This window comes from Streptococcus sp. S1, from assembly GCF_034137685.1.
Classification (GTDB): domain Bacteria; phylum Bacillota; class Bacilli; order Lactobacillales; family Streptococcaceae; genus Streptococcus; species Streptococcus dentalis.
Map to the genome: position 1 here is coordinate 1,781,051 of NZ_CP139418.1, position 13,486 is coordinate 1,794,536.

At 44.2% G+C, this 13,486-nt stretch carries 12 protein-coding genes and 1 pseudogene; 2 read left to right on the forward strand and 11 right to left on the reverse strand.

What is annotated here, in order from left to right; all coding sequences use genetic code 11:
• Nucleotides 1–36: 36 nt before the first annotated feature.
• From SM121_RS08690 to SM121_RS08710, 5 genes are all read right to left on the reverse strand, one after another.
• A complete protein-coding gene (locus SM121_RS08690; protein WP_320910867.1) occupies nt 37–1,767 on the reverse strand; it encodes a DUF2075 domain-containing protein in 1,731 nt (576 codons plus the stop codon).
• Nucleotides 1,764–2,102, reverse strand: coding sequence for a nucleotide pyrophosphohydrolase (locus SM121_RS08695; RefSeq protein WP_320910868.1), 339 nt, complete (start codon nt 2,100–2,102; stop codon nt 1,764–1,766). Before SM121_RS08695 ends, SM121_RS08690 begins: the two co-directional genes overlap by 4 nt.
• Before the next feature lie 126 nt (nt 2,103–2,228).
• The gene (locus SM121_RS08700) at nt 2,229–2,594 is read right to left on the reverse strand and encodes a TIGR02328 family protein (RefSeq protein ID WP_254732668.1); all 366 of its coding nucleotides are present in this window, start codon (nt 2,592–2,594) and stop codon (nt 2,229–2,231) included.
• Nucleotides 2,595–2,972, reverse strand: coding sequence for a YbgA family protein (locus SM121_RS08705; RefSeq protein ID WP_254732670.1), 378 nt, complete (start codon nt 2,970–2,972; stop codon nt 2,595–2,597). It abuts the gene before it with no gap.
• A gap of 259 nt (nt 2,973–3,231) precedes the next feature.
• Nucleotides 3,232–3,489, reverse strand: a complete 258-nt coding sequence (locus SM121_RS08710; RefSeq protein ID WP_003006102.1) for a SemiSWEET family transporter — start codon at nt 3,487–3,489, stop codon at nt 3,232–3,234.
• 287 nt (nt 3,490–3,776) lie between these two features.
• Between SM121_RS08710 and SM121_RS08715 the strand changes: the two genes are divergently transcribed.
• On the forward strand, nt 3,777–4,040 hold the full coding sequence (locus tag SM121_RS08715) for a SemiSWEET family transporter (RefSeq protein ID WP_003012241.1): 264 nt from the start codon (nt 3,777–3,779) through the stop codon (nt 4,038–4,040).
• Nucleotides 4,041–4,164: 124 nt separating this feature from the next.
• Here the strand turns inward: SM121_RS08715 and SM121_RS08720 are convergent, their stop codons facing one another.
• From SM121_RS08720 to SM121_RS08740, 5 genes are all read right to left on the reverse strand, one after another.
• Entirely contained in the window at nt 4,165–6,150 is a 1,986-nt protein-coding gene (locus SM121_RS08720; RefSeq protein ID WP_320910869.1) for an ABC transporter permease, read from the reverse strand.
• Nucleotides 6,151–6,909 carry an ABC transporter ATP-binding protein gene (locus SM121_RS08725; RefSeq protein WP_201089321.1) on the reverse strand — a complete coding sequence of 253 codons (759 nt, stop codon included), beginning with the start codon at nt 6,907–6,909 and terminating at the stop codon, nt 6,151–6,153.
• Between the two features lie 15 nt (nt 6,910–6,924).
• A complete protein-coding gene (locus tag SM121_RS08730; protein ID WP_004219855.1) occupies nt 6,925–7,053 on the reverse strand; it encodes a hypothetical protein in 129 nt (42 codons plus the stop codon).
• Between the two features lie 115 nt (nt 7,054–7,168).
• Nucleotides 7,169–8,143, reverse strand: coding sequence for a sensor histidine kinase (locus tag SM121_RS08735; protein ID WP_155171457.1), 975 nt, complete (start codon nt 8,141–8,143; stop codon nt 7,169–7,171).
• Nucleotides 8,136–8,813, reverse strand: a complete 678-nt coding sequence (locus tag SM121_RS08740; RefSeq protein ID WP_320910870.1) for a response regulator transcription factor — start codon at nt 8,811–8,813, stop codon at nt 8,136–8,138. The genes SM121_RS08735 and SM121_RS08740 overlap by 8 nt, the downstream gene beginning before the upstream one ends.
• Nucleotides 8,814–8,981: 168 nt before the next feature.
• Here SM121_RS08740 and SM121_RS08745 point away from each other — a divergent pair, with 168 nt between their 5' ends.
• Nucleotides 8,982–10,166: a DUF2974 domain-containing protein gene (locus tag SM121_RS08745; protein ID WP_155171453.1), complete on the forward strand. Its 1,185-nt coding sequence runs from the start codon at nt 8,982–8,984 to the stop codon at nt 10,164–10,166.
• A gap of 853 nt (nt 10,167–11,019) precedes the next feature.
• Here SM121_RS08745 and SM121_RS08750 read toward each other — a convergent pair.
• A pseudogene (locus SM121_RS08750) lies at nt 11,020–13,485 on the reverse strand (pneumococcal-type histidine triad protein); the annotation flags it as partial.
• Between the last annotated feature and the right edge of the window lies 1 nt (nt 13,486).

The window sequence follows — 13,486 nt, forward strand, 5'->3', positions numbered from 1 at the left end:
CTATAATTCGAAAAAAATTTGGGAATAAGAAACATCTTATTTTGTCGCATTTTTTAATGCTTGTTGGAGTTCTTCATCTACGGCATAGACGTATAAACCGTTTACTCCACGTGTCAGCAAAACATTTAACTCATTTCGCAATAATGTTTCTCCGTAATTAATCATTTCACCTGATTCAAGTTTTCTGTTTTGAACAGCACTTTTATTTTTGCTTTCACTTATATCAAAAATAATTTTCCCGTCTCTATATTTGACAGATGGGCCAATGATAACTCCCACATAATTTAGATCAAATCCCTGAACCGTAAACGTTGAGCCAATTTCATGAATCGTTTGGGACTGTTCTATCCAGGATAAATGTTTAGATTCTTTTTCTTTTGCAAGTTGTCTGTTCCACGGACAAGACCAGTCTCCGATACGGACACACCAATAGTCAGAATCCTTTGGTTTTGATTGACTACTATATTCCCAATCATATGTTGCTGTTAAGCGTGAAATTCCTAAACTCTGATCATCATTTTTTTCCATGATTGCACTTTGAAGTTCCTTAGGAGAGTCAAAAACTCTAATATCATAATCATTATCAATTGGAACCTCATTCACAACTCCAACATCAATCAGATTTCTTATCCACTCAACTGTTTCCTTTGTCGCATGGATACGCATTTGGTTATGTAGTGTAATGAGATTTCCTTTTAAATTGGCTTCATGTTCCAATTTCAAGAAAGAATCATCTGTCCATATTTGAGATTTGTTCATAATCTGATTCTCATCATAAACAAGTACGACTACTTTTGATTTCGCAAGTAAATCATTTAAATGATTCCCTCCTAGATAAGCCTGATTTTTTGCAGTCAATAATAAATGGCCTTCATCAACCACTACAATTCCAGCATCGCTATTTTCTTTTTTCAGAGCATTCAAAAATTGAGTTGGTTTCATCACAACATTAATATTTGATCCACTCTTCCATTCTAATTTTTTCTCAATTTCTTGGTAAACACTGAGTTGATCATCATGATTCACAACCAAATTGATATCATTGTTTTCACGAATCATCTGTGTGTCTTCTGAATTCAACAAATCATCGATGAGAGAACTCATCAAAACTGTTTTTCCTGCACCAGCATCACCCTTTACTAAAATTAAAACTCCTGTTTCATTTCTACTGATAACAGAGGTGATTTTTAGCAAAATTTCATTTTTAGCCTTTACTTGTTCATCCGTTAACTTGTGAAATGGAGAAGATTTAAATATCGCTGAATTTCGAATAAAACTTTCTGCTGGGAATAAATAATGGTTTTTCCGATTTAGGGTTCTCCATATCTTTGAGAAAATTTCGTCTAACTCTTCAGAAGTATAATATTGATTTTGAGGATTTCCTCTTCTATTCTGAACCCTTTCAACTTGTTCAACACTTGATAGGTAGAGCATTAACCTATTCTCAATATCCAATGTCAAAGATTTATTGAAATGGTTATGCCCAATAACAAACATTTTAGAGGTTTTAGATTGTTCAAATTGTCGCCAGTCTTCTCTATCCTTCTTTATATCATCTGACAAATGCTGATTTGTTCTACGAATGATATCTGTTGTTTCTCCGACATAAACACTATACTTGTTTTTATTCTCATCGTTTACGATGTATACAGTTGGATAATCAAAAATAAGCTTAGAATGTTTTGGGGCAATCGTTTCTTTTAATTGGTCAAACGTTCGACTTGAATAGTCGATTTCTATAACTACGGGTGATTGAATGTTGCTCATTTTTTCTCCAAGTCCGTATATTTTTTATTATTTCCTTTGCTTAATTCTACAGGATATTTTTTTGAATTTATGTCCATTTTCTCTTTTATAATTTCTTCTACATCCAGATTCAAATTATCTGCTAACATGAAAGAATACATAAAAACATCCGCAAGTTCTTCTTTGATTTCTTGTAATGACTTTTCAACTACTTCCTCTGATTGTTTCCACTGAAATAGTTCCAACAATTCGCTTGCTTCTAATGAAATTGAAATGGCTAGATCTTTTTCATTATGAAACTTTCTCCAGTCACGTTCATCTCTAAATTGATTAATTAAGTCGATTAATTCCTTCATCCGTCTATCCTTTTCCTGTGCATAATCTCCTATTATTATAGCATGTTTGAGAAAGAAATTAACGCTTTCAAAGCATTTTGTTGGTTTTTCGCGCAAAAAAACGAACCAGGTCTGGTTCGTTCTTTCTTAGTCTAGTTGGATCCCTTTTTCTGCTAGATTCTCCAGGCATTCTTTGAGATAAGTAGCCTGATGCTCAGGATAGATGGGAGTACTAAAAGCTTCCTCTTCCAGTTCGGGATAGGCTGGGCAGGTCTTGCCTCGGTAGGTCGGCTCCCACCACTCTGGGCTGACCTTGTAACCGCGAGCAGTCATCTCCTCCATAATCAGGCGGTGATAGGCATAGAGACGATAGGGCGAGTAGTCAAAGACATAGTTGACCGTCGCGTGCTTCTTGCCCCAGCCATTGCCTCGAAGGGCGCAGCATTCCCGGTGTTGGCCCAGGAGCTGGGGACGAGGGAGTTTGGGAATCAAGTCTTGGTGCCAGAGTCTCATCTATTGACCTCCTAGTAGCGTCGAGTCTTGTAAGTATCGATTAGGGTAGCGCTCAAGGAGCGTCTGGATCCCCTTGATCAGATCTTCTTGCTGGGCTTGGCCATGCTGGTACTTCTCAAGTAGCAACATAAAGTCCGCCTTTTCCTCTGCAGTCGCCTGCTTTTTGAAATAGCCCCAGATATGCTGAAAGGCATTGGAGACCTGGCCACGATTTTCTGGTAGGGCTAGCGCTTGCTGGATCAAGCCTTCGACGTGACTGACCTCTACCTGGTCTTGCTTGAGGTATTCCCGGATTTCCTTGTAGAGATTACTGGAACGACTCAGCACCAGGTATTTATTTTTCGCCCATAGGACTTGGCAGTGATGTTTTTGATCCACTCTTGTCTCCTTTTGATCTTCTCTATGAATAGTCCTCCCATTATACCATGGAAATGATTCATTCCATCAAAAAAAGGCTGGGACAAAAGTCCTAGCCTCTTAATTGTTTTTGGATTGTCGAGCAAGACGCAGTGGTTGAGTGGGCTCTACTACGCTGATTTCATCAGTATTTACAGCCCTACTCAACTGTGCGGAGGTGGGACAACGAAATCGAATTCTAACGAATTACCGATTTCTGTCCTACTCTCTCTTTCATTGATTACAAGGCTGTGATGGCTGTGATCAAACCAAAGATGATCCCTGGTGCATTGGCTGCAGCAAGTGGAATATCGCGTTCTTTTTTGAAGAGTCCGTAGTAAACCCAAAGGCTACAGTTGATGGCTGCGACAAGGGGTTGAACAAAGTTCCCTTTGTGACCTGCGAGGTTATCCATGATTTGTGGGAAGTAAGACACATACATCATAACAGACATAAAGGTCGCAACCCAACCAAGAATTTTCATTTGTTTTTCATTCATTTTGAAACTACCATTTCCTTTTCTTTTTTTAAAGTATGCACTATTCTACCTTTTGTCCTTTACAAATTCAAGTCTTTTTTTCAAATGTTACCGAACTGTAAAGTGTCACAATCTTGTGATTTTGCAGGAAGATGGATTTCTTTTCGAGAGAGTCTTCTCTCTAGTTGCCATTTTTTGACACATTGTCTAATTTTGTGCGAATGTAATCATTTTCATCTTGCATAGCATGCAAATTAATTGCATTTTCTTCCTACTTATGCTATTTTGATACACAGAGGTAAAATTTTATGAATAAACAAAAAATCAACCAAATCGTTGGCTCGATCGGTGCCTTTATTGGGATTATCGTTTTCATTGCCTACATCCCACAAATTATTGCTAATTTACAGGGAAATAAGGCCCAACCTTTCCAACCCTTGTCAGCTGCTATTTCTTGCTTGATCTGGGTCATTTATGGTTGGACAAAGGAACCTAAAAAAGACTGGATTTTGATCATTCCAAATTCAGCAGGTGTCATCCTAGGGGGATTGACTTTCCTTACATCACTTTAATAGAAATCGATCAAAGACTGAACTCGACTGGTTCAGTCTTTTTTGTGTATCCCTTTGAACACCAATTGACAATAGCGATCGGACTTTACAAGAAAAAGCCCGCTATAAGCGAGCTTCTCTTTTCCTAAATCTGCACAATCTTACGATAGCTCCGAGAGGTGATCCAAAAGACGATCAGGTAGGTGATAAGAAAGACAGCGCAGACGCTGAGGGTCACGACGAGGACTTGACCACTATTGATGACACCGAGCACTTTAAGAATGAGGCGGATCATATGGTAGGCAAAGGCCAGGTGGATAAAGGCAAAGATAAGTGGGAGGAAGAAGACGGTCCGCACTTGACGGTTGATGGTCCGTTTGACCTCGTGTTCATCGAGCCCCACCTGTTGGAGGATGACGAAGCGATCACGGTCTTCATACCCTTCTGAGATTTGCTTGTAGTAGATAACGATGACGGTTCCGACCATAAAGATCAATGACAAGAAAATACCGATAAAGAAGATGCCGCCAAAGAGGCTATTCAACTCTGCCACATCATTGGCTCGGTTGCCTCCATAGATAAATGTTCCTTGGGCCTGTTGGCTACTCAATTCATCGATCATCTTGTCATAGCTGGCTGCCAGCTTGAGTTGCTGGTCTTCGTCAACATTGACATTGAAGCCACCATAGATATTGGTATTGATGGCAAGATCCGGAAACTGAGCGACAAAGGCTGAAAGGTCTGGCACGACCAAGTAATTGAAATCCTCTGTCAGCATATTAAACTGGTTTGGCACATGATCGGTGATAAAATCCTTGCTCACCTCTTCTTTGACTTGGAAGTCTTGCCCGTTGATAGTGAACTGCTTTTGCCCTTTAAGATCCTTGTTATGGGCAAAGAGGATGACTTGGTTGCCTGTCAGATTGATCTTTTCTCCTGTCATGTGTTCATAACTAGCTACATCAAAGACCATAAAGACGGTTTTAGGAGTGACGCTGCGTTCATCAGCTGGATAGACGGTCAAGTCTGTGCCCTTTTGTGATTTAACCCCAAAGTTGGCATAGATCATCAGGTCCCGATTCTTGATCTCGAGATGGTGCTCAGAGGCAAATTCATCAAATTTCTGATTGATCTGCTCCAGCTCAACCCCTTTTCCTTGGACAGAGAAATCATGAGGCGCCATGATTTTCTTGACCATTTCGCTACCGACATAGATGTTGGTTGCTGCAGAGATGGTTACCAGCACCATGGTCGAGAGGATGGCAATGGTCGCAAGCCCCACTGCATTTTTCTTCATGCGATAGATGAGGTTAGAGACCGAGATCATATTGTTGGGCTGGTAATAGTAGCTCTTCTTTTTCTTAAGCAGATGCAAGAAGACGGTGATCCCAGCATTAAAGAGCAGGTAGGTTCCGATCATGACCAGGATAACGGCTAGAAAGAAGGTCACAAGCGCAATAATGGGGTCTTTGACAGACACAGCTAGGTAGTAGCCAAAAGCAAGAGCTGCTAAGCCCAGGATGGTTTGAGGCCACAAAAAGCGGGCTTTCTTTTCGCCACTAGATTTCTCACGCGTCAACTGCAAGGCATTCAAACGAAGAATGCGCCAAGCATTGAGAAGAATCAAAAGTCCAAAGATGAGACCAAAGGTGACAAAGACCAAGATGACAATCCCAGGTTGGAAGGTAGATACTAGCTGGACCTTCATCTTCATGAGTTTCAAGAGAAAGGCAAAGATCAGCTTGTCAAAGAGGGCTCCAATCAAGACTCCGGCTGAGATGGTTAGAAAGCCAAACATCAAGAGTTCCTTGAAGATCATGCTGATGAGATGGCGTTTCTCAAGACCCAGCATGCTGTAGATTCCCAGCTCCTTGGAGCGATTTTTCATGACGAAGCTATTGGCATAGAGCACGATGATAGCTCCCGCCGCATTGACCACGAAGAATCCCAAGCTGAGAGTGAACACTATAGAAGAGCCCCCTCGAAGCTCGGAAATGCGGGGATTAAAGGTCAGGGAGTCAAAGAGGTAAGCGATGGTCACTGCGAGAATGACCGCAATCGCAAAGGGATAATAGAGCTTGCGGTTCTTGATCAGATTGGAGCAAGCTAGTTTAGTGGTTAATCGAAACATCTACTCCACCTCACTTGCCATGACTGTCAGAGTATCTGAGATTTCTTGAAACATCTGACGCTCCGTCTTTTCCCCACGGAAAATCTGGTTGTAAAGGATCCCATCCTTGATAAAGAGCACGCGCTTGGCACGTGCTGCCGCTGCGGTTGAGTGGGTCACCATAAGAATGGTTTGGCCCATAGTGTTGATATCCTCAAAGACGTCCAGCAAAGCAGCTGAAGACTTAGAATCCAGCGCCCCTGTTGGCTCATCAGCAAGGAGAATTTCAGGTGAGGTGATGATGGCCCGTGTTACAGCCACCCGTTGCTTTTGCCCACCAGAAATTTCGTAGGGATATTTCTCAAGGAGTTGGTGAATGCCCAATTCCCGACTCACGCTATCGACCTTGCTCATCATTTCCTTGACCGGTCTGCGTGAGAGGACTAGAGGCAGGAGGATATTATCCTTGACAGACAAGGTATCCAGCAGGTTGAAATCTTGAAACACGAAGCCTAGTTTTTCGCGACGGAAGCTGGAGGCATCCTTGTTCTTGATGGTGGAGGTGTCCGTGCCATTTAGGTAGACCCGCCCTTCCGTCGGCTGGTCCAGCATAGCCAGGATATTGAGGAGGGTGGATTTCCCGGATCCTGATTCCCCCATGATGGCGACGTATTCACCCTTCTCAACGGTAAAATGGATATCCTTTAAGGCTTCAACCTGCGTTCCTTGAAAGCGGGTTTTGTAGATCTTTTTGATATGTTGAACATCTAGTAATGACATGCTTTTCTCCTTTTACTAGTAGATCAAGAAAAATTCTTGGGTTTGTTGCAGGACTTGGAGACCAAATTCCGTCTTTTCCAGATCGGTTTGCTCATTTGGTTTCTTAATCTTTTTAGGTTGTTTCATCCATTTCAAGAGTTTCATTTTCTTGACCTCCTTCATTTGATGAGACTATTGTATAAAAAATAAAAGGCGGCTACCATAACCTAACCTTTCATTTTGACCTTTATTTCTTACATTTTTGTAAGATGGGGAAATCTTAATCCATGACCAACTTCTTCTCTTCAAAGTGAATGGCAACCGTCGTGCCTTGGCCGACCTCTGAGTGGAGGGTGATCCTGTGGCCCAATTGCTCTGCGATTTTCTTAGATAGATAGAGCCCCAGCCCTGAAGATTGCTGGGTCAGGTGGCCATTGTAGCCGGAGAAGCCCCGCTCAAAGACGCGGAGCACATCACTATTTTTGATCCCAATCCCGCTATCTTTTATATAGAGAGTCTGGTCTTTAAAATAGATTTCAATTCCACCGGTACTGGTGTACTTGAGGCTATTGGACAAGAGCTGCTCGATAATGACCAGGAGCCACTTACGATCGGTGATGACCTCCTCTTCCAAATCATGCAGATCCACGGTCAAGTTCTTTTGGATAAAAAAGAGGGCGTACTTGCGGACTACTTCTTTGACCAAATCTTCTACCAACACGCGCTTTAAGACCAGATCATCATGAAAACTCTCCAGTCGCAAGTACTGCAAAACCAGATTGGCATAGGAGTCAATCTTGAAAAGCTCCTGCTCCATCTGCTGCTTGACAATGGGTGTCTCGACATCTTGCACCAAGAGCTGGCTGGCCGCAATGGGCGTCTTAATCTGGTGAACCCAGAGGGTATAGTAGTCCATCAGGTCATTGAACTTGGCCTGAGCTGTCTTCCCTTCCTCCAAGCGCGCCTGCTGTTCTTCCGTGTATTTTTCATAAAGGAGATGTTCCAAAGGCGAAGCAACTTCTATTTCCTCATACAGGGCTACTTTGCGATAGTCTTGAAAGGTTATGACGAAATCCCAGACCAAGACACAGAGGCTAAAAAAGCCTAGTACTAGAGTCGCATAGAGGAACACATTCCCCGTCTCTGGAAAGAGATAGGCAAAGACCAAATCGACGATCAAAAAGATAAGCACTAGATAGAGCAAGCGCCTGCGGGATACCACATACTGCCAGAAGATCGTTCCAAATTTATTCATGGGTCAACCCGTAACCGATGCCTTTCTTGGTTTCGATGAAGTTTGACAAGCCAGCCTCCTCTAGTTTCTTGCGAAGGCGGGCCACATTGACAGACAAGGTATTGTCATCAATAAAGAAGTCGCTATTCCAGAGCTCTTTCATCATATCATCGCGCGCCACGATACTGCCCGCATGCTCAAACAGGACGCGCAGGATCTGAAATTCATTCTTGGTCAACTTGATGACTTCCCCTTCATACACCAAGTCCGTAGACTTGAGATTGAGGATGGCTCCCCGGTGCTCCAGCAGATTTTGATCCGTCCCAAATTCGTAAGAGCGGCGCAAGAGCCCTTGGACCTTAGCAAGGAGGACATTTTGATCAAAAGGCTTGGTGACAAAATCGTCTCCACCCATATTGATGGCCATGACAATATCCATGGCTTGATCCCGTGAGGAAAGAAACATAATCGGAACCTTTGAAACCTTGCGAATCTCCTGGCACCAGTGGTACCCATTGTAGAGAGGCAGTCCAATATCCATGAGGATCAAGTGGGGGTCGGTTTCGACAAAGATCCCGAGGACATCCATAAAATCCTCGACTGCGACCACTTTATAGCCCCATTGTTCCAATAATTGTTTGACCTGTTGGCGGATAATGTCATCGTCTTCGACTAAGAGAATTTTATGCATGGCTTTCTTTCCTTCCTTTTTCTTCTTCCTATTATAACAGATTAAGAAGCAGAGAAAAAGGCTGTTTCAGAGGGAAATAAGATCTCACTCCTACTGTCTTGATGGAAGGCGCTTTTTCTCCATCCATTTTTGTGCTATACTGAAAGAAATAAGACACGGGAGGCACAGATGTCAACTATTTTTGATTACCTAAAAGAAGTGACCTACGATTCCATATACGACCGTCCTTTCAATGAACTGGATGTCCTGGCACTGACAGAGCTGACCTATCTTCCTTTTGATCGGATCGTGCCCCAAGGGGATACGACCAATATTGAAGTCCGCTTATCTGATGCTGCAAAGCTAGTCGATCGAACCACCGATTTCACCGTGACAGACCAACACCTGCAATTAGTCGATGACTTAGCTAGTTCAAAGCGTTTTAAGAACATCAAACTCCTCAACTATGTCAACGAATATGACCCCGATGTTCAGAAGCAGTTTGCGGCTATGACCTATCGTCTTACCATGGATGTTTATTTAGTTGTCTTCAGAGGGACGGATGACACCTTGATCGGCTGGAAGGAAGACTTCCACATGACCTATATGGATCATGTCCCAGCTCAGAGGCGCGCAGCCAGCTACCTGCAAAACGTCATGAAGGAATTTCCTAAAGGGCGCTTCTTAGTAGCCGGTCACTCCAAAGGGGGCAATCTCGCAACCTATGCCTGCACTTACCTGCCGGATTCCTTATTTGAACGAGTCGATGCCATCTACAGCTACGATGCTCCTGGCCTCAACAGGGCCATTATCGAGACCGAAGGCTACCAGCGGACATCCCCAAACATTCGTCGCTTTGTCCCCCAAGGATCCATCGTCGGCATGATGCTAGAAGTCCCTGAGCCTGCTACGATTGTCAAAAGCCGAGCTTTTGGTGGCTTTGTCCAGCATGACGCTTTTACTTGGATGATTGAGAAAGATAAATTTGTGACCCTAGATCAAACCAGTCCCGATAGCCAGCAGACCGTCGAGACCTTGAAGCAGTGGGTTCGCGAAACATCGGCGGATGAGCGCAAGAAGTTCTTTGATACCTTCTTCGGCCTCTTCTTAGATGCAGGCATTACTTCAATCAATGATTTGAGGAACTTGAAAAATTTCTCCAAGATCAAAGAGATCTTTCAAAATGCTCAAGACCTAGATCCTACAGAAAGGGAAATGCTGGAACGTCTAGCCAAGCAACTCCTCGATACCCGTGTCCAAGCTTGGAAAAAATGGCAGACGGTTCCCCGCATTCTGGTTCAAATGGCAGCATTTTTTAAGCGAAAAAAAGCAGTCGAGTCCTCCTCACCTCTGCTCCTTGAGCACAAAGATTGAGACTCAACAACTGAAAAAAGAGACCACCTCTTCTATTCACTAGAACGCAAAAATCATCTGAAATGTCTTTCAGATGATTTTCTATTTTCTATTGGTCCTGAGAAGATGGAGCATCTGGCGTGCCTTCTTCTATGGAAGCTGGGCTTGCAAGCTCTGTTTCTGTCTCAGTTGTGGCAGGTTTGTTCCCTGCTGAAGCTGCTGCTTCTTTTTCTACCGGAGTTTCTGCAGTGACAGGCGTTTCAGTTGTGGTAGCTGGTTTGGTCACTTCGGTTGCAGATGGCACCGCTGCTAACTCTGCCTGAAAGGCTTGGATAGCCTGTAGTAAGGCTGCCTTGTCACTCTTAGGATTAGCCAATTGGTCAAAGAGAGCTTCTAAGCGATCAAATACAGCATCACTAGCCCCCTTTTCCTGCAATTGTTGGTGAAGCGCCATCAATTGGTTATAGAGCTGTTGATAAAGGGCGACATCCCCAATCTGAGGCTCTTCTGTTTGCTTTTGTTTTTGCTTTTCAATGGTGTCACTGATTTCGCGTAACAGAGCTTGTCCACTTGCAAGAGCCTTGTCTGGATCTGTCTCATTTCCAAGCTGAGCCAAACTTGCTTCAAAGGCAGTTCGTTTGGCCTGGTCTTCGACTTGTGGCAAGAGCGACTGGATTTGCTCTGAGAGGGCTGTCAGGATGCTGGTTCGTTGACGGGATTCTGTCGCCTTGTCCAACTCTCCATATAAGCCCTTGAGGAAATCATAGACCGCTAAGTTATAAGATGGGGCCTGACTTCCTTTTTGATCCAAAACAGTTTTTTCAATAGGATAGGTTTGGCCTTTTTCTTGAGAGAAGAGCTGGTCAATTGCTTGCTTGGTTTGGTAGAGTTCCATAAAGTGAGCCTTAGCATCCCAGGCTTCTTCAAAGGCTTGAGCTCGATAGAGTTTCAAAGCTAGATCTGCCGCCTTGGTGCGCAGTTCTGGTGTCAAGCGCGCATCGCTCAAGCTTTGATAGAAGTACTTGAGATAGTCGACCGATGTCACACCCGTCCGATCTTGCATCTCCTGAACAGCTTCTAATAGCTTCCCTTCCTGCTCTAGACGCTTACTGTCCTTGGCAGCATAGGCTTCCTGCAGTTGAGAGACCAACTCTTCCTTCTTCAATTGGAAGGCTTCTGTGTCTAGCAAGCGCACTTGTTCCAGCAATTCTTGGTAACGACGATCTAGGGCTGTCTCTTCTTTTGGTTTGACCGCTTGGGTCGCATGAATGTACTGCTCATCAACCTGTTTGAGACTGGCTAGATAGCCCTCTGTTGAGTTACTTGGGAAGCTCTTGACATTTTCCAAGAAGTGGCCCAAGATCAGCTCAATCCGTCGTTGTTGCAATGGATCAGAAGCATAGAGACTGCGGCTTTCTGCTAAGAGCTGGTTGACCCTGTCCTCTACAACTTTCTTGTCCAAGTCTCCTTTTTTGTAAGGAGATTGGATGGTTGGAAGACGGTGGGCTAAGTAGTCTGCTAGTCCTGCTGAACGCACCTTGATGTAGTGGTTGTGATCGCCGTGCGGGATGACAAACTGACCATTTTCAATCTGGAGGCTATAAGGAGAAATCCCCGAACGAAGCGCTGTTGCATAGAGTTCATTGATAAAGTCTAGTTCAGGATTGCCAGTTTCAAGTGGGATGCGGACATGTTCCTTCCGAACGGCATAAGGATGGATGTGGGTCGGATCGTATTCTTGGTCTGGATTATTAAAGACAAAGAAACCATTGGAAATTTTAATGGCCTCGCGAGGGACACCGTAGGTCTTACTGATGTACTGGATCTTTTCCTCATCTGAGGCATCACGAGAATAGGTCGCAACATCATCTGTCAGGGGCTGACCCTTGTCTTCTTCTTTCTTACCAGTTAGAGTTGCCTCCGCTGCTGCAATCTCTTGTGGAGAGAGGTCCTTTTTATAGAAATAATGGGCATGGTTGCCATGAGCGACCATATAGCCTTCCTCGTCCTTGCTGATGACCTTGTCTGCGTGGAAACCATGATCGTGCTCCTCTTCGTGCTCGTGACTGTCGCCATGCTCATGATCATGCTCATGTTCAACTGGTCTTGTGCTTGGATTTGAAGGCAAGCTTGGACTTTCTTCTGTTGAACTATCAGTTCCTTGAGCACGAAGCAGTTGGAATTGCCGCGCCAGCTCACGCTCTAAAGGAGATAGGGAGCTGTATGGGATAAAGTGGAAATGATCCCCATGAGGGTAGACAATCCCTTGATCGGTCCACTTGGTAATCTTACTTGGATCAAAGACAGAACCATCAGACTCCACATGACGAGAAGACAACGGGGCTTTCTGCAATTCTTCGATCAAGTTGGTCAGGGTTAGACTCGGTTTAGAGTCAGCCGGTTTAGAAGTCGTTGGGGTTGTCTGTGTATTGCTTGGACTGGATGACGGCTGGTTGCTCGCTTGCTTCCCAAGGCTTGGAGAGGCTTGATCCGGAGTTCCTTGCTCTGTACTTGCTCCAGCTAGGTGTGAACTTCCTGCCTGATGGCCAGCTTGACCACCTAAGACAGAGAGAGCTGCTGCTAACTCTCCAGCAGATAAGGCACTCTTTGGAATAAAATGGAAATGGCCGCCATGGGGCACAATAAAGCCGTCCCCTGTATCTGAAATGACATCTCCAGGGCTAAAGACATAACCATCGTCCGTACGGTAGCCACCACCTGTATGGTTCTTAGCCGTCAGCATCTCTAGAGTCTTTCCTTCTTTCAGCGCTTGACTCGGTTGACGGAAGTCACGGGTCTTGCCTGCCTTGTGCGAGGAGCTCGCTTGCACCGCTCCCGTCTCTCCTTCTTCTTTGGTGCCTCCCTTTTGTTGTTGGGCGATCTCCTCGATCGAGCGCACATTAACCGTATGTTGGGCATCCTTTAAGTAGAGATAGTATTTCCCAGCGCGTTTGATGATATAGCCATCCTTGACCTTGCTCACGATATCTGCTTCTTTCAGCTGATAAGTTGGATCCCGCAAAATCAACTCTTCACTAAAGATGGCATCAAATGGAACCTTGCCGCTGTAGTAATGAAAATGATCCCCATGAGAAGTGACAAAGCCTTCATCTGTAATCTTGATGACAATCTGCTCTGCCTGGGTCTTTTCCTTGGCATTGACCGCTTCGATGCTGTCTTCCTTTTTACTGGAGGCAGACGATGACGATTTCTTGTCCGCTTGCAAATACTGAATCTGATTCTTTTTCTCTTCCTTGACTTGTGGTTGCTGACTGAGCGCATAGGCACAGAGTCCTAGCCCCAATGTCGCTACAATTCCAATCGTTCCCTTTTTCTTCATT

Bases quoted from the DNA above. Each gene is read 5' to 3' on its own strand.
- SM121_RS08690 (WP_320910867.1), bottom strand. From the start codon at position 1,767: ATGAGCAACATTCAATCACCCGTAGTTATAGAAATCGACTATTCAAGT.
- SM121_RS08695 (WP_320910868.1), bottom strand. From the start codon at position 2,102: ATGAAGGAATTAATCGACTTAATTAATCAATTTAGAGATGAACGTGAC.
- SM121_RS08700 (WP_254732668.1), bottom strand. From the start codon at position 2,594: ATGAGACTCTGGCACCAAGACTTGATTCCCAAACTCCCTCGTCCCCAG.
- SM121_RS08710 (WP_003006102.1), bottom strand. From the start codon at position 3,489: ATGAATGAAAAACAAATGAAAATTCTTGGTTGGGTTGCGACCTTTATG.
- SM121_RS08715 (WP_003012241.1), top strand. From the start codon at position 3,777: ATGAATAAACAAAAAATCAACCAAATCGTTGGCTCGATCGGTGCCTTT.
- SM121_RS08720 (WP_320910869.1), bottom strand. From the start codon at position 6,150: ATGTTTCGATTAACCACTAAACTAGCTTGCTCCAATCTGATCAAGAAC.
- SM121_RS08725 (WP_201089321.1), bottom strand. From the start codon at position 6,909: ATGTCATTACTAGATGTTCAACATATCAAAAAGATCTACAAAACCCGC.
- SM121_RS08730 (WP_004219855.1), bottom strand. From the start codon at position 7,053: ATGAAACTCTTGAAATGGATGAAACAACCTAAAAAGATTAAGAAACCA.
- SM121_RS08735 (WP_155171457.1), bottom strand. From the start codon at position 8,143: ATGAATAAATTTGGAACGATCTTCTGGCAGTATGTGGTATCCCGCAGG.
- SM121_RS08740 (WP_320910870.1), bottom strand. From the start codon at position 8,813: ATGCATAAAATTCTCTTAGTCGAAGACGATGACATTATCCGCCAACAG.
- SM121_RS08745 (WP_155171453.1), top strand. From the start codon at position 8,982: ATGTCAACTATTTTTGATTACCTAAAAGAAGTGACCTACGATTCCATA.